The sequence below is a fragment of the Anabaena sp. UHCC 0204 genome (assembly GCF_009711975.1).
Lineage (GTDB): Bacteria > Cyanobacteriota > Cyanobacteriia > Cyanobacteriales > Nostocaceae > Dolichospermum.
This window is the reverse complement of sequence record NZ_VIKW01000001.1, coordinates 166,592-187,310: the sequence shown is the minus strand read 5'-3', so window position 1 is coordinate 187,310 and position 20,719 is coordinate 166,592. Positions and strand designations below refer to the sequence as shown.

Genomic DNA, 20,719 nt, shown 5'->3' with positions numbered 1-20,719 from the left:
TGTCGCTGCAAAACGACAAGAATCAAAATTGATCTAGCACAGTTACCCCAAGCTTGCGCTGAGTTTTCTATTTAATTTTCGACAGATGCAGGGGATCTAAAACTAGATCCCTTCGTGAGTCCTAACTCAACGGGAGTTGTTACTGAAAATTGGTAACACCGTTGGATAGATTTTGACATAGACCAGGATGATGAAATGGGAAATTGCTCTGGTTTGATTCAAGAGTAGAAAGGTGATAAATCACACTAACACTCTTGTTATCAATTTCAGCTTGTGAACTGGAGGTTGGAGATTTTTAACTCTTACCTACAGATTTAGATTTCACCATTAACCTGCATTTGATGAACTTGATCCGCCAACTCTTGACAACTTTGGTCGTCTAACTTGTCAATTGCCAACATTCCCATGAGGATAACCTCTTTCAAGGTTAAGCGAGTTGAATGTGCCTGTTTTTGCACAATCTCCTTAATGATGGGACTAACACCGATTGCTGTACTAGCTCTAGCCACGGAATAAAAGGAAACATTAATGACTTCGGATAAATCCTAGCACTTTTAGCGAAGTAATTCTACATTCCTGGAACTGATCTGCTTTTGTTTCGATAAATATTTATATGTCTAAACCAGACTCTAAATAGCAAGCAGTTCTAGTAATTCTGCAAATTTACTTTTTTGTCTACGGGCATAACCTAGTCATAGCAAGCATTTCTAGGATCTATATACTTCGGCTTGTATTACTGTGTTATTTAAGCTACGGGCATAAACCCCGTATGCTTACGCTTGTATCCTACAAAAACACTGTACTTAGTGGGTATGAATAAACGTATATATAGCAAAAAACTAATAGCGTATTTAAAGCTTATAGATTCAACCTTGTAGCTTTTTATTGCTGATTTTTGACAAATGAATATTTATGCTGACTTAATGACTTATTAAATCTTCTTATGACTCTATCCACAAACTACTAAAAATTGTCATCTACCGAAAGTATGAGATAGTTTTTATTCCCAAAATTTCATAAACTACAAGAGTAACATGATTGGAAACATGATACATAGAGAAAAAGCAATAAACCTTATGTAGTAAGGTTTTAGCAGTCCAAAACCCAAAAATTTAGGATTGTTTAATCTTGCCCATAGGGTATAGACTTTCGATAAACTAATTTGATGTTGTTACATTGCTTAACTAAGTTAAATATTGTGAACAAAATAATCAAATCAATAGAAACAGAAATCTTCCTGAATTCACTTAGTAAAGGCTGTCATAAGGATAAGCAGTGAATACGTACAAGGAATAAAACAACGATGAGTGAACCTTATCTGTTGGCCGCAAGCTTGTTAACAGGATTAACAATACCCGCATCAGCACTACCACAAATACCCCGTCTTCCCGAAGGTTCTTTGTCTTTATTGGATTTGGTACAAGGTTTTCAGTTTCATGACATCGAAAAACCATCTCATCAGGAGATTGCTTTACCAGAATTTAGCGATCGCACTTTATTGGATTTAGCACAGGGTTTCCAATCCTATGAGACGGAGAAAATGGCCTCTAAGGAAATTGCTTTACCAGAATTTAGCGATCGCACTTTAGCTAAATCAGGAAAATCTTCCATTTCTAGAAAAATTACCTCTAAGAATAGTTCATCAACTCCGATTAAATCATCTTTCAATTTCCAACCAGCTAAAGCTAGATCCGTACCAGCTTCTGGTAGTGAACTTTATCAGCATAGAATAGCTTCGTTGAGAAGTGGTCAAATTTATACCCGGACTAATGATTATGAAAATTTAGCATCAGCCCGGAATTTACACAAAACATCTAAACTAACTTATCAAGACTGGAAAAGCTTATTAGCGATGGAAGCTAACGCCGTGACTAAAGGCCAAGGTGCAAATCGTTTGAGCGTCTTGGTAGGTGATTCTTTAAGTTTATGGTTTCCGAAAGAAAAACTACCTACGGGTAAATTATGGCTAAATCAAGGCATATCTGGAGATACTTCCCAGGGTGTCTTGAAACGATTGTCGGCTTTTTCGTCCACCAAGCCGGATGCAATTTATGTAATGATTGGTATTAATGATTTACGTAAAGGTGCTACTGACAAGTCAATTTTGCTGAATTTACACCGCATTATTCACAACTTACGCCAGAGTCACCCCTCAAGCCAGATTATTGTCCAATCTATTTTACCTGTACGTTCTCAGAGAATCGCTAATAGTCGTATTCGTCATATTAATACTCAAATCGCTTTAATTGCCAGAAAGCAAGGAGCTAATTATCTAAATATTCACAATTGGTTTACAGATTTGGATGGTAATATGCGTTCGGAATTAACTACTGATGGATTGCATTTATCTCGCGCTGGATATGAGGTATGGCAATCTGCACTTGAGCAAATAGAAACTAGAGTTGCTCAAAGACAATTGATAATTGACAATTGATAATTGACAATTACCTTGCTCTGGAAGTGCGAGGATTGAGAAAGAAGAATTTTTTGGCTTTTTTTCTCCTTCAAAGCAGAGGTTGTAAAACTTGATTGAGTTTGCCGCTACGATAACCTTCTAAATCCAAGGTGACGTAGATAAATCCCCAGTTTTGAAATGCGGATACTAGAGTTGGTAAATCTGTAGTTGAGACAAAATCTTTAATTTGATCTGGTGATAGTTCAATTTTGGCTGTATCACCTTCTGAGCGTACCCGTAAATTTTGCCAACCCAGATTTCGCAAATAAATTTCGGCTCTACCGACGCGCTGTAATTTAGCGATGGTAATTTCTTCACCGTAGGGAAAGCGAGAACTTAAACAAGGTTGAGCCGGTTTATCCCACCAAGATAAACCCAAATGTTGGGAGATTTGTCGAACTTCGGCTTTAGAGACACCAATTTCTGCTAAAGGCGATCGCGCACCTCTTTCTTTTGCAGCTTGAATTCCGGGGCGATAATCATGTAAATCGTCAGCATTTACACCATCTACGACATAGGGATAACCTAGTTCTAAAGCCAAAGGTTTGAGGGTATCGTGTAATTCACTTTTACAAAAATAACAACGATTTACCGGGTTAGAAGTGTAATTAGGATTGTCCATTTCCTGGGTTTGGACAATTTTATGAGCAATTCCAATAGTTGCGGCTTGAATTTTTGCGTCTTCTAACTCTTCTGGTAATAGAGAAGGAGAAACTGCTGTGACAGCTAACGCGCGATCGCCTAATACATCATAAGCAATCTTCGCTACCAGTGTACTATCAACACCCCCAGAATAGGCTATCAAAGCCTGCTCCATTTCTGTAAATAAATCTTTTAACTGCTCCAGTTTTTCTATCCCACTCATCCTACTCAAACCCCATAACGCCTAACCACTTCTATTTTAACCAATTATTGTCTGAATCAGGATTTTTGGTTACTGAGCGAAGTCGAAGTACAGGATTAAAAGATTTCCAGGATTTTTATTTCCAAAGTAATCTATAAAATTAATAGTCACTAGAAATAATCATCCTGTACATCCTTAAATCCTACAAATCCTGATGCAGACAAATAATTAGAAATAATCATCCTGTACTTTAAAAATCCCTAAATCAATCAATTTTGTAGGGGCAAACCCCCTGTGGTTGCCCCAAATACCGGGGTAGGCACGGGGGCGCTACCCCTACATTAAATCCAAATCTTTTATATAATTAATTTTGCCTGCCTACTTATTGTCTAAATCACGATACTCAGAATTCAAGGATTTTATTGTCTGATTCAGATAATTAGCCATACTTTGCTACCAAACTAGCTAAAACTTGTAAATCAATCGGTTTACAAATATATTCATTAGCACCCGCAGCTAGACAAATCTCTCTATCTCCCTTCATCGCCATTGCTGTTTGAGCAATAATTGGTATGTGTTGATATTGGGAATTGTTTCGTAATTTTTGCACCAAATCTAAACCATTCGCATCAGGTAAACTCACATCCATTAAAATCACATCAGGTGCGATTTCTTGGAGATTAGTCCACATTTGTTCCCCATTCCTCACCCAGCTAACTTGATATCCTAACCTTCTCAAATAAATCCCCATTAATTCCCCATTAGGTAAATCATCTTCCACTAACAAAATTACAGTAGCCGAAATCTTACTATCATCAATACAAGAACGACTTACCACTTCTAAATCATATTCTGCTGTTGTTTCTATAGCAGCTAAAACTTTTCCTGTAGGCTTAAGAGGTAATAAAATACTAAAACGAGAACCTTGATTAACTACAGATTCTAACTCTAAAGAACCACCATGAATTTCTGCCAATTTTTGAGTCACTACTAACCCCAAACCTGTACCTTCATTCCGTCCGACTGCGGGGTTAACAACTTGACTATAGGGACGAAATAGTAAAGCTTGATCTTCAAGAGAGATTCCTGTACCAGTATCCCAAACAGTAAACCGCAAAAATCCTTCTTGACTAGCAACCTGTAACCCTACAGTCCCTTTTGTGGTAAACTTAACCCCATTGAAGAGTAAATTTAACAGCATTTGCTTGAGTCGCAAAGGATCGGCTATCACATTTTTAATATCTGTTTCAATTTCTAAACGCAGCGTTAAACCTTTATTAGCGGCTTTCTCTTTTACTAAAGCTAAAACATTCCGGCATACAGTAGAAACGTCAATAATTTCCCATTGCACTTCTAGCTGATTAGCTTCAATTTTGGAAAGATCCAAAATATCATTAATTAGTCCGAGTAAATGCTTACCACTAGATTGAATAATCCGTAAATATTCTTGATGACGGGCTTTTTCAGGTTCATAACCCTGTGCTAAAAGCAAATGGGTAAAACCAATAATAGAACTTAGAGGTGTGCGGATTTCGTGACTAGTATTAGCTAAAAATTGATTTTTGAGTTGATTAGTGCGTTCTAGTTCTTGATTGAAGTTTGCCAACTGTTGACAATCTTGCTGCCGAGATTGTATTTGTTTAAGTTGTGCTAAAGCGGTACGGCAATTTTCTACACTTTTTGTAATTAGTTGTAACTTTAGAGGTGCAAAGGCATCTTTAAATAATCTGCAATCTGGTGAAAAACTGCTTGTATTCATTATCAACCAACCTCTTACCCCCTGAGTATCTCCAAATAAATACCAAGCACTTTGGAGTTGTTGTGTCTCCATTTGTTGCACATCTTTGAGCTTGATAGATTTATGTAATCGGATGCTTAAGTTCTTGGCTGTTGGGGAGATTCCCTCCACTTTGGGAGTTAATGATGCTGAATATGGTGAGTAGGAAATATAGGAAATTTGACCAACTAGTTGCTGTGGTTCAAATATGGCAATGCCTACGATACACTGGGTAAACGCAATTAAACTATCACTGAAAGCCGTATGAAGTTCATTAACAACTATTCGGAAAATTTCTGCTTCTGGAGCTATTCCTAATTGAGTCGTAGTAGCCACAGAAATTAGATAATCCTTGAGGCGAATCTGCAACTTGTTTAAGCTGCTTTCCAACCACAACTGATGCCGTAGGTGTTCAATTGTTGTCAAAAGAGGCTTTCCGTCTATTTTTGAGTTTCGTTCTGGTAAGCTTGAAGACTGTTGCATGGTCAACTAGACCGCTGAAAAAAATATTCTGCTCACAAATGAAAATGTAAACAGTATTTATGTATATTACCCTACGAATGCTTTTTATATATAACCTATCACTGGTAGTGCTGAATGTGACGAAGATCCCCAAGATGATTGAAGGAAATCACTTACTACCTATTTTCGCAACAGCCACTTCATCGTAACTTTATCATGACTTCATCGTAACTTCATAATTATGGATATACAACAATTTGCTCAATTAATTATCAATGGTATTGCTGTAGGTAGCATTATTGCCTTAGCAGCCGTGGGACTTACCCTTACCTATGGGATTTTACGATTATCTAACTTTGCTCATGGTGATTTTCTCACCTTGGGCGCTTATCTGACTTTCATGGTCAATGGTATGGGTTTAAATATTTGGCTGTCAATGATCGTAGCTGCTTTGGGGACAGTGGGAGGAATGCTACTCGCGGAGAAGTTGCTGTGGTCAAAAATGCGGTCTATTCGTGCTACTTCGACAACATTAATAATTATCTCCATTGGTCTGGCCTTATTCCTCCGCAATGGGATCATTTTTATCTGGGGTGGTAAAAACCAAAACTATAATTTACCTGTTATCCCTGCTTTAGAATTTGGGACATTAAAAGTACCACAAAATCAATTATTGGTACTGGTATTAGCTATCCTGGCGATTTTATCACTTCACTACCTGTTGCAAAATACCAAAATTGGCAAAGCGATGCGGGCAGTAGCCGATGATTTAGATTTAGCTAGAGTTTCTGGTATTAATGTTGATCGGGTAATTCTCTGGACTTGGATAATTGCTGGTACATTCACTTCTTTAGGTGGCAGTATGTACGGGCTAATTACAGCCGTGCGTCCGAATATGGGCTGGTTTTTGATTTTACCCTTATTTGCTTCGGTAATTTTGGGGGGAATTGGTAATCCTTACGGAGCGATCGCTGCGGCTTTTATTATTGGTATTGCTCAAGAAGTCAGTACCCCTTGGCTAGGTTCACAGTATAAACAAGGTGTAGCTCTATTAATCATGATTTTGGTGCTGCTTATTCGCCCCAAGGGTTTATTCAAAGGCACGATTTAAGCAGCACCAGTCTACTTCTAACTATTGAATGATGTTGAAGTAGTAAGCTGCTACTAAGAAGTTAATAGCCAAAAGTAGCAATGCCCAACCTGTACGGAAAGCGTAGGAAGGTTTAGCAGCGGGTTTTCCTTTAGCGGTCATAAGCGGTTCTCCTAATTTCGTGACTTTTTAAGAAATAGCAAACTGATGCACCAATTTCACAAATTCTTTAAAAATATTTTTGTAAGGCAGAGGTAATTATCAATTGTCAATTGTCAATTGTCAATTTTTACCTGCCCTTCAATCCTCCCCAGCGTGATAGGAACTGCGGACTAGGGGACCTGAACGAACATGATTAAATCCCATGTTCTTGGCTATATTACCGAGTTCTGCAAATTCGGCTGGTGTCCAATATTTTTGGACTGGGAGATGATCTAAAGAAGGACGCATATACTGACCAATGGTGAGGCGATCGCATTTTACAGATTGCAAATCCGCCATTGTTTCAATTAATTCCGCTATGGTTTCTCCATGTCCCACCATCAGACCCGACTTAGTAGGAATCGTGGGATTAAATTCTTTAACTGTTGCTAATACTGCCAAAGAGCGATCGTATTTTGCCCCCCGACGTACTCTCGGAGTTAACCTGCGGACAGTTTCAACATTATGATTAAAACAAGCTGGTTGAGCCTGGACAATCATCTCTATACTGCGAAGTTGGCCTGACAACCCCGCGCCACCCCAAAAATCTGGTGTTAGCACTTCAATTTGACTTTCTGGATTTAATTGGCGAATAGTCTCCATGGTCTTGACGAAATGACCAGCACCCCCATCAGCCAAATCATCACGGGCGACAGAAGTTAACACCACATACCGTAATCCTAAAAGCTGTACCGATTCGGCTACTTTTTGCGGTTCTTCCTCATCTAAAGCCATGGGGGCATGACCTTTATCTACTTGACAAAAAGCACAGGCGCGTGTGCAAGTTGGACCCATCAATAAAAAAGTCGCCGTTTTTTGGGCGTAGCATTCACCCCGATTCGGACAACGCCCTTCTTCACAAATTGTATGAATTTGACGCTGCTTAATGATACGTTGGACAGTAGAGATTTCACTGGCTTTGCCCAGGGGGCGACGCAACCAGCTAGGCATATTTATAATTTCTGACTTGATATCAACTTGTTTGGGAGAGTTCATATCTCTGTAATCTGTATGTTCTCTGTAGTTAGTTTTCCTACCGTTCGTGAGTAAGTCCATAATTATGATACAAATTGATCAGCACGTCAGTAGAGGTTTCACACAATACTTGTGTTTTTTAAGTTTGTACTAGAAAATACTCTTCCCCAATCTACATAAATTTTGGATATAGTGAGAGAATTCTTAAAAGCAATCAGCAATCCGCCATCTAAACATAAAGTTTTTAGTAGAGTAATCAGTTGTGGCAAGTAACAAAATTTTAGTTATTGACGACACTACCGTTGTCAGGGTGAAAGTACGAGAAATGTTACCTCCGGGTAATTTTGAGGTAATAGAAGCAAAAGATGGGTTAGAAGGATACAATCTCATCCTCAAGGAAAAAGTCAGCTTAATCATGCTGGATTTTCTGTTGCCAAAAATGAGTGGTTGGGATGTTTTCCAGAACATTCAAGCTCAACCAGAGTTACGGAAAATCCCTTTGGTGATTATGTCCGGACGGAAGGAAGAGGTGACGGAAAAACTCCTAGAACCATTTGAATATTTTGAATTTCTGGGCAAACCTTTTGACCAAAAGCAACTCATTGGTGCGATTAAGTCAGCAATGGTTAAGTCCAAAAAAGAGCGCAAAGACTTAAATCCATCCCTGGTTATTCCTGGAAACAATCAATCAACTCCAGCGAATCCATCTGTGAATGGAGTAGATTCATCCGCTGAAATAAAATCACTAAATGATAAAATTGTCAAGATGCAAGTAGAAATTGATGGCTTGAAGAAACAGCTTAATCAAATTGTGACTTTCATTAAACAGAAAATTAAGTAGTATTGTTTTTGGTAATGATTCTTGCCGTCTAAAATCCTCAGTCTGATAAAATATGGATTGAGTAATGCTAGGTTGTACCTAGCTAAGAAACGGCAGGATTTTTTTTGGCATTTGTCCAATAAATTAGTTTGAGTTTTACTATTGTATGACTCTCAAGAAGAAGTATGGCTGATAAACAAGAAAATAGTTTAATTTTAGTAGTGGATGACAGCTATACCAATTTGTTAATCATCTCTGATTTATTAAAGTGTTCAGGTTTTGATGTTTCTACGGCTAGTAATGGAGAAAGTGCTTTAAAACAGGTTAAATATCAACAACCTGATTTAATTTTGTTAGATTTGGTGATGCCGGGTATAGATGGATTTGAAATTTGTCAAAAATTGAAGAGTAATCCTGAAACTAGCGATATTCCAGTGATTTTCATGACTGGTATAGCTGATATAGATAGCAAGGTTAAGGGCTTGGAATTAGGTGCAGTAGATTACATTATTAAGCCTTTTCAGGTAGAGGAAGTATTAGCCCGGCTGAAAATTCATTTACAATTACGGAATTTAACAAAAACATTAGAGTTTAGAGTTGCTGAAAGAACGTCGGAACTTACTCAAGCATTAGCGGATTTACAAGCATCCCAAACCCAACTGGTTCAGAAAGAAAAAATGTCTGCTTTGGGAAATTTAGTGGCTGGAGTAGCCCATGAGATTAATAATCCGGTGGGATTTATTGCGGGTAATTTACAACCGGCTATAGAACATATCCAGGATTTGCTGTGTATTATTGATCTTTATCAAACTTATTATCCCCATCCTGTTCCCGAATTAGCAGCGGCCATATCTGAGATTGATCTAGATTTTATTCGTGATGATTTACCTAATTTGATTGCGTCTATGCAGGAAGGTGTGTTACGGATTCGGGATATTACGACTAGTTTAAGAACATTTTCTAGGGGAGATAGCGATCGCCAAGTTCTTTGTGATATTCATGATTGTATTAATAGCACTTTAATTATTCTCAAACATCGTCTCAAAGCTACTCCCAATCGTCCTAATATTCAAGTAATTAAAAACTACGCTAAATTACCTCTGATTAACTGTTTTAGTGGACCAATAAATCAAGTATTCATGAATATATTAGCTAATTCAATTGATGCTATTGATGAATCTAATCATAAACAAAAAGCAGAAGATATTTTAGCAAATCCTCATCAAATACATATTCAAACCAGTCTGAGCGAAGATGCTAATCATGTAATTATCGGAATTAAAGATAATGGCATAGGGATGTCACCGACAACCAAGGAAAAAATATTTGAGCATTTATTTACCACTAAATCTATAAGTGAAGGTACAGGTTTGGGTTTATCAATTGTCAGGGAAATTATTATTGAAAAACATGGGGGTAATATTGAGGTGAATTCTGTACTAGGCAAGGGGTCAGAATTTATTATTACTTTACCAATTAACAACAATGGGGAATAGGGGATTGGTAAGAGAAAAAATCATCACCTATCACCCATTACCCATTATTGAGAAATTAAAATTCCTGTTGCTGTTGATTGATCATCACACTAGCTTGTGTACTGGCAACCTTGGTTACTTGTAACATGGGAGTGTTAGCAACGGCATTATTAGCTAGAGTAAACAAGGGATTGGATAAAACTCCAGAGATAGTAGTCGCTATTAAAGTTACTATCAAACCCACTTGTAAAGGTCTAAGACCTGGTAAATCCCAACGGACTTGGGGATAATTCTTCACTACGTCGGACATTTCTTGAGGTTCTTTGACTACCATCATTTTAACTACACGAATGTAGTAGTAGATGGAAACAACACTGGTAATTAAACCTAGTAAAACTAACCAGTAAAGACCAGCTTGCCAACCTGCCCAAAATAGGTAAATTTTCCCGAAAAATCCGGCTAGTGGCGGGATACCACCCAATGAAAGCAGAGAGATACTCAAACCCAGTGTTAAGAGTGGGTCTTTTTGATATAAACCTGAGTATTCGGCGATTTGGTCTGTTCCGGTTCTCAGAGAGAACAATACCACACAGGTAAAACCGCACAGGTTCATGAATAGATATACCAGTAGGTAGAAGATCATACTGGAATAGCCGGCATCAGTTCCCGCAATTAAGCCAATCATCACAAACCCAGCTTGGGCAATAGATGAATAAGCTAACATCCGTTTCATGCTGGTTTGGGCTAGGGCGACGACGTTACCTAAGACCATACTCAGGACTGCAAGGGCAGTGAAGACAAATCTCCACTCATCAGCAACGATAGGGAAGACAGTAGTTAATAGACGGATAGCGAGGGCAAATCCGGCTGCTTTAGAACCGACGGATAAAAAGGCAATAACTGGAGTTGGTGCGCCTTCATAAACGTCTGGTGTCCATTGGTGAAAAGGTGCAGCGGAAATTTTGAAACCAATACCCGCAATTACAAAAACCAGAGCAATAACTAAGCCTAGAGATTGACCAACATTGGCTGTAGCGATACCATTAGCGATCGCAGTTAATTCTGTTTGTCCACCGGATAAACCATACAGCAGTGAGACACCATATAAAAATACGGCTGTGCTGGAAGCTCCAATTAACAGGTATTTCAACGCTGCTTCATTGGAACGGGGGTCACGTTTTGTATAACCTGTCAACAAATAAGAGGAAATACTCAGGGCTTCTAGAGAGATGAAAATCATCACCAACTCATTAGCACCGGATAAAAACATTCCTCCCAAAGTTGCAGTCATCAAAATGGCGATAAATTCAGCTAAAGCCGTACCACTTTGTTCGACATAGCGAATAGACATCAATATTGTCACCATTGATGACAAAGCGATGATACCGCGAAAGATAATACTCAGGTCATCACCATTAAAGCTGCCCGTAAAGGCAATGGGATTACTACTATCCCATTGGAAGTATAGAGCGATAACCGCGGCTGTTAAACCAGCGATCGCTAAATATCCTATCCAGCGAGCAGATGTCCGTCCCAAGATCAAATCAACGATCAAAACCCCTAAGAGGGTGAGAATGACAATTCCCTCTGGTAAAATCGTTCCAGCATTTAACTGGGATGCAAAATTAGCAAAATCCATGAGATGTATAGGTTTTAGCGATTAAACATTAGGGCTAACACAAGTTTATTCTATCTATACTTCTTAACTAAAATTGCATTAATCTTTCTATCTTCAATAGTTAATAATTCGTATACACGCCATTTTAGTAAATAAAATCCCAAATCTAAATCTAAAGTTAAGTGGTTTTTACAAGAGCATCCGGTAAGAGTAAAGCTCAGTGTCTTTAGACCTGAGATATAAGCGACACTATGGCTAACGCCACGCTACGCTAACGACAAGCTCAGTGACCGCTCGTGCAGTTCGGCAAGCTCACTGACCACGGTTTTAACCGCATAGAGCCTTTCTTTTCATCAAGATTGGTTGAGGTGCGCGAAGTTTTGTTATCTTTGCTCTCAATGGTGTTATACTGTTCACAACAGGAATGGTAATCAACCTGTATAAAAACCTAACTGCCTAACGGCAATCTGTACCTTGACAACTGAAGATATGGGGTTCTATTCCATAGTTCTAGTTCCTGCCCAGGAATAGGTAAAATCTTCATGGGAGCTAGACTTGTGTTTCGACTTCGATCAACACGACACAGAATTATAAACTCAATCAAAATTTGCAGTAATGCAACTACCTTCGGGCAGAGGGAAAGTTAACGCTTGGGGAGAGAACCACCTCTGGCTTAGATACCGCAAGGGTTCTAAGTTAAGTGGACTCGTTGAACCAAGAATCTCAGTGGCTTTAGCCCTGAGAGTGTCAATTCTGAATTGCTGAATTTTGCCCTCTCCGCAAATATACTACAACAACGCAAAACAAACAGTCCAGTATAAAACTGAACTGTTAAGGCTAAGTAATTTTGATTAAAAAATTAATACCGTTGAGAGTAGCCATCACTACTTGAGCGATTGCCTTTTTCCTCCCGTGGTCGAGCTTTATTCACCTTCATGACGCGTCCCATCCATTCCGCACCATCAAGTCCTTGAATAGCTGCTTCTTCTGCCTGATCTGATTCCATTTCTACGAACCCAAAGCCTCGTACACGGCCTGTTTCCCTATCTGTGGGTAACTGAACTCGTTTAACAGAACCATACTCAGCAAATACTTGAGTCAGGTCCTCTTGTGTGACGCTGTAGGCTAGGTTTCCTACGTAAATTGACATGAAACTCTCCAAAATCCATTGATATAGAGATGTAGCACAGTTACACAAACAGACATTTTTACTGATAACAATATCTGTAGCACCGGACTTATATCTCTAGACTTAGATTAACACAAATCATCTAGAAACCAGAAAAAAAATGTATATTTGTGGTGTTTTATGGTAATATGTATCTCATTTTACATTTATTAGGGAAATTTATATAAAAGTTACCTGGTTCGATGAGTTGAGATGAAAACAACAAAAATTTAATTAAGCTCTCAGCAAATAAGAAGTATAAAGTATAAACAAGGATGTAAATACTGCCACTTTTATCCTATCTCCGTTCTCATTTCCTAATTGACCTCTTAGCTTCTACAGTCAGCACCTCTATAATTTTAGTTGACAGTTCCACTTGACATTTCGCAAAAATTAATCCAACTTGACTGTTTAGCTTTATAGCTATTCTTTTTTTTAATTTCCATGTCAACTCTTGTCATCGTCGAATCTCCGACAAAAGCTCGTACCATTCGCAACTACCTGCCAAAAGACTATCAGGTAGAAGCTTCCATGGGTCACGTCCGTGACCTTCCACAATCGGCCAGTGAAATTCCCGCCGCCGTCAAAGGAGAAAAATGGGCGCAGCTTGGGGTAAATGTAGAAGCCGACTTTGAACCGGTTTATGTCGTTCCCAAAGACAAAAAGAAAATTGTCACTCAGCTTAAAGAAGCCCTCAAAGGTGTAACTGAACTGATTTTGGCAACTGACGAAGACCGGGAAGGGGAAAGCATTAGTTGGCATTTATACCAATTGCTCAAGCCGAAAGTGCCGACAAAGCGAATGGTGTTTCATGAAATTACAAAAGAAGCCATTCAAAAAGCTTTGAAAAACTGCCGCACCATTGATGAGCAGTTAGTTCGCGCCCAAGAAACCCGGCGCATTTTAGATCGATTAGTAGGATATACCCTATCGCCCCTGTTGTGGAAAAAAATTGCCTGGGGGTTATCCGCCGGACGAGTTCAATCTGTAGCAGTGCGGTTATTAGTCACAAAAGAACGGCAACGCCGGGCTTTCCATGAAGGTGCATATTGGGATTTAAAAGCCAGCCTAGAGCAGGAAAAAAGTCCTTTTAGCGCCGTGTTAGTAGCTCTAGCAGGTACGAAAGTTGCTACAGGTAGTGATTTTGACTCTACAACGGGAGAAATTACCGCAGGTCGCAAAGTAGTATTACTCAACGAGGAGCAAGCAGAAGCCCTAAAGGCACGCCTAGAGGGAAAAACTTGGTCAGTGACGGATATGGAAGAACGTCCCGTCACTCGCAAACCTGCACCACCGTTTACTACTTCTACACTGCAACAAGAATCTAACCGCAAATTGCGCTTGTCAGCACGGGACACCATGCGGGTAGCTCAGAATTTGTATGAGCAAGGGTATATTACCTATATGCGGACAGATTCGGTGCATTTATCTGATCAAGCGATCGCTGCCGCTCGCAGTTGTGTAGAACAAAAATACGGGAAACAATACCTGAGTCCCCAACCCCGGCAATACACCACTAAATCGAAAGGCGCACAAGAAGCCCACGAAGCCATTCGTCCTGCGGGGAGCAGTTTCCGTACCCCCCAAGAAACCGGTTTGGGTGGCCGGGAATTTGCTATCTATGACTTGATTTGGAAACGCACCGTCGCCTCTCAAATGGCTGACTCTCGTCAAACTCAAATTACCGTCCAGCTACAAGTGGAAGAAGCTGGTTTTCGTTCCTCTGGGAAGCGGATAGATTTTCCAGGATACCTCCGCGCCTACGTAGAAGGTTCTGATGATCCTGAAGCCGCTTTAGAAGATCAGGAAGTAATTTTACCTCCTCTCAAAGTTGGGGATCATCCATTGTGTCGTGAACTGGAAGCGGTAGGACATGAAACCCAACCCCCCGCCCGTTACACTGAAGCAACTCTGGTAAAAACTTTAGAAAGTGAAGGGATTGGTCGTCCTAGTACCTACGCCAGCATCATTGGCACAATCATTGATAAAGATTATGCCCAATTGGTGAATAATGCCCTGATTCCTACTTTCACTGCCTTTGCTGTAACTGATTTATTGGAAAAACATTTTCCAGATATTGTTGATCCTAGTTTTACCTCCAAAATGGAGCAAACCTTGGATGAAATTGCTACAGGTGAAGCTAAATGGCTACCTTACTTAAAGAAATTTTATCTTGGTGAACAAGGTTTAGAAACTTTGGTGAGGGAACGGGAAACCGAAATTGATGCCAGTAAAGCTAGAACTGTAGAACTAGAAAATTTAGATGCTAAAGTCCGTATTGGTAAATATGGTCCTTACATCGAAGTTACTAATGGTGAAGAGGTAGTGACAGCTTCTATCCCCAAAAACCTCACACCTGCTGACCTTAATCCCAAACAGGTGGAAATCCTCCTTAAACAAAAAATTGTGGGTCCGGATCAACTCGGTCGTCATCCGGAAACTGGAGAACCAATTTATATCAAAATTGGTGCTTATGGTCCTTATGTTCAGCTAGGTGACAAAACTGAGGAAAATCCCAAACCCAAACAAGCGTCCTTACTCAAAGGTGTAACACCGGAAACAATTACTTTAGACATGGCTGTTGGTCTATTGTCTTTGCCCCGTGCTTTGGGAACTCATCCAGAAACTGGTGGAAAAATCCAAGCTAGTTTAGGAAGATTTGGTCCTTATGTTGTCCATGACCAAGGGAAAGAGGGGAAAGATTACCGTTCCCTGAAATCTACGGATAATGTCTTGACAATTTCTCTAGATCGTGCTTTGGAATTACTGGCAGAACCTAAAAAAGGACGTGCATCCGCCAAGAGTAAGTCAAAAGAAGCTTTACGGGAATTAGGTCCACATCCAGAAGATGATTCGCCCATAAATATCTATGATGGACCCTATGGACCTTACATTAAACATGGGAAAACTAATGTCAGTATTCCCGAAGGTGAATCAGTAGAAAATATAACTCTGTCTACAGCAATTGAATTACTGTCAGCCAAAGCATCTACAAAATCTACACGCAAAACAACTAAGTCAACCACTAAATCAACAACTAAGTCAACCACTACAAGAGGAAAAAAGAAAGACACAGCCAGTTAAACGCAGGGGAAAGGGGGAGAAATATACTCAGGATTTACGCACAACATCACAATAGTAGGGGTAATTCATGAATTACCCCTACGGAAAAATCAGGTTTTAAGCCATTTATTGCGTAAGTCATAATACTTTTTCTTTCTTCTCCTGACTCCTAAAATTGATTCCTATCACTAATTACTCATTAAGAATTGTAGATGTGATAATCTAATAAGTAAGGGAAAACACAAAATTACAATTTCCTAGTGGTTGTTACCATAATTATGGAAAAGTGTCAACCTGATTAAAGGCTAAAGGTGCGATAATACGCGAGTTTCTGCGACCTGGTTAAATAAAATTGAGGTAGTATCTCAGGAGCGGTCAATTTAATGGATTATATAGAAAAGGTACTGGAAAAGCTGAAAGAATTAGCGCGAAAGTTAATTGATAGCCTGCTAGGTCCAGAGGCTGAACCGGAACCGGAACTGATTCCTATTCCTGTGCATGAACCTTCTATGCGCCGTCGCTAAAATTTTCAAGGTGTGGGAGTTGAATTTGCCAGTTTTAAGTATTTTAGTGCTGCATGGGCCAAACCTAAATTTGCTAGGACTCAGAGAACCTGGAATTTATGGTTCTTTAACTTTAGCAGAAATTAATCGCTTGTTAGAAGCAGAAGCAGTGCATCTACAAGTAGAGACGTTACCCGTGCAGTCAAATCATGAAGGGGTTTTAATAGATGCTATTCATGGGGCATTAGGCAAGCATCAGGGAATTGTCATAAACGCGGGAGCTTACACTCATACGAGTGTAGCTTTACGAGATGCGATCGCGGCTGTTAATTTACCTACTGTCGAAGTGCATCTAAGTAATATTTATCGTCGGGAAGATTTCCGTCATCATTCTCATATAGCACCGGTAGCAATTGGTCAAATTAGTGGTTTTGGCGCTCAAAGCTATGTGTTGGGCTTGCAAGCACTGGTGTATTATTTAAGGCAGTAATAATTGACAATTGATAATTGACAATTGACAATTAAAAATCATGCGTTATTCTCTCGTTAATCGGGTTAGGGGTATATTTCTGGGAGCATTGTTAGGAGAGAGTTTAGCTAACGGAAATAGTTGTGATTTGGGTAAAATTGCCGTTTTGGGGACAGAAAGTTTAATTAGTTTAGGAAAACTAGATGTAGATGATTGGCTCAAGCGTCAGCAACAAGCAGGGATTGAATTAGAAACAAATATTAACTCCTGGGGACAAATAATTTTCGCTACCTTACCAGTAGTAATTTTTTTTCATGAAGATACTGCAAAAATGCGAGAAAATATCCTAGCAGTGCAAAGAATATTGAATTGGCAAAATGAGCCAGTTGTCACAGATGCTAGTTTAATCATAGGATATGCGATCGCTCGATCTCTCAATGAAAAACTAAACCCCATTCACCTCATTTCGGAAACAGTTAGTTTTTTAGGTAACACATCAACTTCTTTACCACAAGAGTTAATAAAAGTCAATGCTTTATTAGAAAAAGGGGCAGGACTAGAAATAGCGTGCAGGGAATTGAGCAGTATAGCCACGCAGCACCAGTTAGAGGAAACATTCACTAGCAATATTAGTTTAGCTATTTATTGCTTCCTGAGTACCCTAGAAGACTTTCCCCTCACAATATTACGGGCTACTCAAAATCACGATTTAGTTAATCAAGATGTTATAAGTGCAATTACCGGATCATTATCAGGTGCATACAATAGTTCCGTCGGTATACCTATAAATTGGCAAATTCCTGTTTTAGCTAACAAATCCTCCAAATGGGGACTTCATAGTTTTGCTCAGATGCTAAAATTAGCCGATACAATGATGGAGGTATGGTCGGGAGTGTATGACCTAAACGATGATTTTAGCGAATTTGTAGAGAAAGGATATACTATCTTTGCTGCTCCTCATATTATTCGTTGAAAGAATTATGATTAGGCAAAGCACGTGACCAATTATGTAGTAAACTTAGAGACTCGTATTTAACCCTAAATAAGGTAAAATACAAACCGCTATCCATCCCTAAGTTCTAATCTAACTTGGGTGGCGTATCCCTTCGGGAGCCAGAGGCATCAGCCATACTTGGGGTATTTCGCGGAAGGAAAGATGAAAACGCAGCGATTTTTGCAGTCCTTGAGCCAGCATTTAAGGCAATGGCAGCGACAGTATAAAGTGCTATTCCGCAAAGGAAAGCGCCATCAAAAACTGCATAGGAATTTCTTCAAAGATATACTTCTCTATTTATCAACAAATAGTCATCAAGGAAAACAAGGTAAACACAGGCAAACAAATAAATCGTCTGGTAACGTACTGAAAAAAAAAGGCGGACTTGATACAGTTCTTTTTAAATGGATACATCAAAAACGCTCCTCAATAATTTTGGTGTTAGCAATATTATCACTGACAAGTATGCTGGGGCATGATTTATATAACCAACCAAAAATGAAGGTTGGTAATATCGCCTTACAAACATTTATTGCTCCTTATACGGATAATATTGAAGATCAGCAAGAAACAGAACTACAACGTCAAGCAGCGATAAATAGTTCTGTGCCTATTTTGATGATTGATAATCAGACAAATGAGCAGATTAATGAAAGATTGAACAAAATTTTAGATGCCAGTAATGAGATTAGGACAATAGTTGGCGTTTTTCCTTTTTTTGATATTTCAGTTCTATCAATTCCTACTCAACGTTATCTGCGTTCTCTTCCAATATTAGAATGGCAAAAATTACAAGGAATTTTAGAAAATAATAGTAAACAAAATTTAAGAAAACGAATTTCTGCAACTGGAAAACCCATATCTAATTCATCAATTTTTCCGGGATTACCATTATCTGATAGCTTGAGTGGGGTAGCTACACCTACACCCAGTCAAGAAAAACCGAGTGATGATGCAGCTTTTATTCAAGCATTATCAGAAATTGAAGCTTATCAAGCTACCACATCAGAAAGAGATTTTTCGGCACTGATTAAGCAAATAATTCAAGCTAGACAAGCATATAATCAAGCTATTGAGAAAGCATCAAAACTAGAAACTGGAAAACTCAAAAAAATTTATATAGAACCTATTATTTTAGAGTTATCTGATAATGATTGGGTAAATACACAGGCGGGAATTCGTAAAAGTGCAGAGCGAATTCTTGCCCAGGGAATATCCTCTGGATTACCCAAAAGTATTTTGTATAATGCAGTGAGTTTACAGGTACAATTATCTGTTCCTAGTGAGGCTGAACCGTTAGCAACAAAAATATTATTAGCTGTAATTCAACCAAATCTTAAAAAAGATGAAGAACAAACTCAACAACAAGCTCAACTAGCAGCGCAGGAAATACCATCTGTAATGTTACAGGTGAAAAAAGGAGAGGTAATTGTTAGTAAAGGAGAGAAAATTACACAATGGAAATTTGAAGTTTTAGAACATTATCAACTGATTGGCCGTCAGGTGAATTGGATGAGGTTAACATTTTTAGCTGCTGTTGTGAGTGTAGCTATTCGGATTTTTGTGTGGTTAGAAAGAAAAAGTAATAATTATTTACGACAACGCGATCGCCTGTTAGTCTTACTACTTACCCTGACTGTACCGGGAATATTAGCAATCGGTTTACCCTATACTAGCTGGAGTGCCATTGGTTTGTTGTTAGGCAGTTTCTATGGTCCGACTGTAGGGGTAACGGTAGTAGGTTTACTGTCATTAATACTACCATTTACCGTAGATAAAAGTATTCTCGTATTGATGGCTGGGGCTGGGGGTGGAATTTTAAGCAGTTATGTAGCGCATATATTGCGATCGCGGGAAGAACTCGCTTTATTAGGTGTTATTACTGCCTTAACCCAAGGTGGCATATATTTATTATTAAAAATCTTTACGGGTACGGTATTCGGTTCAGGTTGGTATATCTTCCAAGAAGTAGGTTTATTTGCTGTATCGGGCTTGGCTTGGAGTATTGTCGCCTTGGGTTTAAGCCCTTATCTGGAAAAGCTGTTTGATGTGATTACCCCCATCCGCTTGGCAGAATTAGCAAACCCTAATCGCCCATTATTACAGCGTTTGGCGACGGAAGCTCCAGGAACTTTTCAGCATACTTTATTAGTAGCCACTCTTGCTGAAGCGGCTGCAAAAGAATTGGGATGTAATGTAGAGTTAGTTAGGGCGGGGACATTATACCATGATATTGGCAAAATGCACGATCCATTAGGATTTATTGAAAATCAAATGGGAGGACCAAATAAACATGATACAGAAATTAAAGATCCTTGGAAAAGTGCAGAAATTATTAAAAAGCACGTGACGCAAGGGTTGATCATGGCCAAGAAACACAGCTTACCAACAGCGATTCAGGCTTTTATTCCCGAACATCAAGGCACAATGGCGATCGCCTATTTTTATCACCAAGCCCAACAAGTAGCTCAAGAAAATCCTAGTATCATAGTAGATAAAGCCGATTTTTGCTACGATGGACCTATACCCCAATCACGGGAAACAGGAATCGTCATGTTAGCAGATTCTTGTGAAGCTGCCTTACGCAGCCTCAAAGATGCAACTCCAGAACAAGCATTAAATATGCTGAATAATATTTTGCGAGCAAAATGGCAAGATGAACAATTAATAGATTCAGGATTAACAAAGGCAGAAATGCCAAAAATTGCCAAAATATTTGTAGATGTTTGGCAACAATTTCATCACAAACGCATTGCTTACCCTAAATCAAAAACTAGTAATTCGTAACTTGTAATTTCTAACTCA

General features: G+C 39.0%; 16 protein-coding genes. 9 read left to right on the top strand and 7 right to left on the bottom strand.

Features of this window, described 5'->3' with window-relative positions:
* Positions 1–314: 314 nt before the first annotated feature.
* Entirely contained in the window at positions 315–509 is a 195-nt protein-coding gene (locus FJR04_RS00875) for a hypothetical protein (protein WP_168490915.1), read from the bottom strand.
* Between the two features lie 794 nt (positions 510–1,303).
* On the opposite strand from FJR04_RS00875, the gene FJR04_RS00870 reads away from it, so the two are divergent.
* Positions 1,304–2,434: an SGNH/GDSL hydrolase family protein gene (locus tag FJR04_RS00870; protein WP_168490914.1), complete on the top strand. Its 1,131-nt coding sequence runs from the start codon at positions 1,304–1,306 to the stop codon at positions 2,432–2,434.
* A 70-nt stretch (positions 2,435–2,504) separates the two neighbouring features.
* On the opposite strand, the gene larE is transcribed toward FJR04_RS00870, so the two are convergent.
* Both larE and hrmK read right to left on the bottom strand, forming a co-directional pair.
* A complete protein-coding gene (gene larE, locus FJR04_RS00865) occupies positions 2,505–3,320 on the bottom strand; it encodes an ATP-dependent sacrificial sulfur transferase LarE (RefSeq protein ID WP_168490913.1) in 816 nt (271 codons plus the stop codon).
* 418 nt (positions 3,321–3,738) lie between these two features.
* The gene (gene hrmK, locus FJR04_RS00860) at positions 3,739–5,559 is read right to left on the bottom strand and encodes a hybrid histidine kinase/response regulator HrmK (RefSeq protein WP_168490908.1); all 1,821 of its coding nucleotides are present in this window, start codon (positions 5,557–5,559) and stop codon (positions 3,739–3,741) included.
* A gap of 220 nt (positions 5,560–5,779) precedes the next feature.
* Between hrmK and FJR04_RS00855 the strand changes: the two genes are divergently transcribed.
* Positions 5,780–6,649, top strand: coding sequence for a branched-chain amino acid ABC transporter permease (locus tag FJR04_RS00855; RefSeq protein WP_168490907.1), 870 nt, complete (start codon positions 5,780–5,782; stop codon positions 6,647–6,649).
* 21 nt (positions 6,650–6,670) lie between these two features.
* Here the strand turns inward: FJR04_RS00855 and psaX are convergent, their stop codons facing one another.
* Positions 6,671–6,790: a photosystem I protein PsaX gene (gene psaX / locus FJR04_RS00850; RefSeq protein WP_168490906.1), complete on the bottom strand. Its 120-nt coding sequence runs from the start codon at positions 6,788–6,790 to the stop codon at positions 6,671–6,673.
* A gap of 138 nt (positions 6,791–6,928) precedes the next feature.
* Positions 6,929–7,825, bottom strand: a complete 897-nt coding sequence (gene lipA / locus FJR04_RS00845; RefSeq protein WP_168491158.1) for a lipoyl synthase — start codon at positions 7,823–7,825, stop codon at positions 6,929–6,931.
* 241 nt (positions 7,826–8,066) lie between these two features.
* Here lipA and FJR04_RS00840 point away from each other — a divergent pair, with 241 nt between their 5' ends.
* On the top strand, positions 8,067–8,645 hold the full coding sequence (locus tag FJR04_RS00840; RefSeq protein WP_168490905.1) for a response regulator: 579 nt from the start codon (positions 8,067–8,069) through the stop codon (positions 8,643–8,645).
* Between the two features lie 164 nt (positions 8,646–8,809).
* Positions 8,810–10,120 carry a response regulator gene (locus FJR04_RS00835; RefSeq protein ID WP_168490904.1) on the top strand — a complete coding sequence of 437 codons (1,311 nt, stop codon included), beginning with the start codon at positions 8,810–8,812 and terminating at the stop codon, positions 10,118–10,120.
* A gap of 55 nt (positions 10,121–10,175) precedes the next feature.
* On the opposite strand, the gene FJR04_RS00830 is transcribed toward FJR04_RS00835, so the two are convergent.
* Both FJR04_RS00830 and FJR04_RS00825 read right to left on the bottom strand, forming a co-directional pair.
* Positions 10,176–11,738 carry an NAD(P)H-quinone oxidoreductase subunit N gene (locus FJR04_RS00830; protein ID WP_168490902.1) on the bottom strand — a complete coding sequence of 521 codons (1,563 nt, stop codon included), beginning with the start codon at positions 11,736–11,738 and terminating at the stop codon, positions 10,176–10,178.
* Positions 11,739–12,576: 838 nt separating this feature from the next.
* Complete coding sequence (locus tag FJR04_RS00825; RefSeq protein WP_168490901.1) at positions 12,577–12,867, bottom strand: RNA-binding protein; 291 nt, start codon at positions 12,865–12,867, stop codon at positions 12,577–12,579.
* A gap of 462 nt (positions 12,868–13,329) precedes the next feature.
* On the opposite strand from FJR04_RS00825, the gene topA reads away from it, so the two are divergent.
* The 5 genes from topA (at position 13,330) to FJR04_RS00800 (ending at position 20,701) form a co-directional block, all read left to right on the top strand.
* Positions 13,330–15,969 carry a type I DNA topoisomerase gene (gene topA / locus FJR04_RS00820; RefSeq protein WP_168490899.1) on the top strand — a complete coding sequence of 880 codons (2,640 nt, stop codon included), beginning with the start codon at positions 13,330–13,332 and terminating at the stop codon, positions 15,967–15,969.
* Positions 15,970–16,331: 362 nt separating this feature from the next.
* Entirely contained in the window at positions 16,332–16,472 is a 141-nt protein-coding gene (locus FJR04_RS00815; protein WP_168490898.1) for a hypothetical protein, read from the top strand.
* On the top strand, positions 16,447–16,941 hold the full coding sequence (gene aroQ / locus FJR04_RS00810) for a type II 3-dehydroquinate dehydratase (protein ID WP_168490896.1): 495 nt from the start codon (positions 16,447–16,449) through the stop codon (positions 16,939–16,941). Before FJR04_RS00815 ends, aroQ begins: the two co-directional genes overlap by 26 nt.
* Before the next feature lie 40 nt (positions 16,942–16,981).
* On the top strand, positions 16,982–17,893 hold the full coding sequence (locus FJR04_RS00805; protein WP_168490895.1) for an ADP-ribosylglycohydrolase family protein: 912 nt from the start codon (positions 16,982–16,984) through the stop codon (positions 17,891–17,893).
* A 183-nt stretch (positions 17,894–18,076) separates the two neighbouring features.
* A complete protein-coding gene (locus FJR04_RS00800; RefSeq protein WP_168490893.1) occupies positions 18,077–20,701 on the top strand; it encodes an HD family phosphohydrolase in 2,625 nt (874 codons plus the stop codon).
* The last annotated feature ends 18 nt before the right edge of the window (positions 20,702–20,719 follow it).

Bases quoted from the DNA above. Each gene is read 5' to 3' on its own strand.
- FJR04_RS00835 (WP_168490904.1), top strand. From the start codon at position 8,810: ATGGCTGATAAACAAGAAAATAGTTTAATTTTAGTAGTGGATGACAGC.
- topA (WP_168490899.1), top strand. From the start codon at position 13,330: ATGTCAACTCTTGTCATCGTCGAATCTCCGACAAAAGCTCGTACCATT.
- larE (WP_168490913.1), bottom strand. From the start codon at position 3,320: ATGAGTGGGATAGAAAAACTGGAGCAGTTAAAAGATTTATTTACAGAA.
- FJR04_RS00870 (WP_168490914.1), top strand. From the start codon at position 1,304: ATGAGTGAACCTTATCTGTTGGCCGCAAGCTTGTTAACAGGATTAACA.
- FJR04_RS00855 (WP_168490907.1), top strand. From the start codon at position 5,780: ATGGATATACAACAATTTGCTCAATTAATTATCAATGGTATTGCTGTA.
- FJR04_RS00805 (WP_168490895.1), top strand. From the start codon at position 16,982: ATGCGTTATTCTCTCGTTAATCGGGTTAGGGGTATATTTCTGGGAGCA.
- hrmK (WP_168490908.1), bottom strand. From the start codon at position 5,559: ATGCAACAGTCTTCAAGCTTACCAGAACGAAACTCAAAAATAGACGGA.
- FJR04_RS00830 (WP_168490902.1), bottom strand. From the start codon at position 11,738: ATGGATTTTGCTAATTTTGCATCCCAGTTAAATGCTGGAACGATTTTA.
- aroQ (WP_168490896.1), top strand. From the start codon at position 16,447: ATGAACCTTCTATGCGCCGTCGCTAAAATTTTCAAGGTGTGGGAGTTG.
- FJR04_RS00815 (WP_168490898.1), top strand. From the start codon at position 16,332: ATGGATTATATAGAAAAGGTACTGGAAAAGCTGAAAGAATTAGCGCGA.
- FJR04_RS00825 (WP_168490901.1), bottom strand. From the start codon at position 12,867: ATGTCAATTTACGTAGGAAACCTAGCCTACAGCGTCACACAAGAGGAC.
- psaX (WP_168490906.1), bottom strand. From the start codon at position 6,790: ATGACCGCTAAAGGAAAACCCGCTGCTAAACCTTCCTACGCTTTCCGT.
- lipA (WP_168491158.1), bottom strand. From the start codon at position 7,825: ATGAACTCTCCCAAACAAGTTGATATCAAGTCAGAAATTATAAATATG.
- FJR04_RS00800 (WP_168490893.1), top strand. From the start codon at position 18,077: ATGAAAACGCAGCGATTTTTGCAGTCCTTGAGCCAGCATTTAAGGCAA.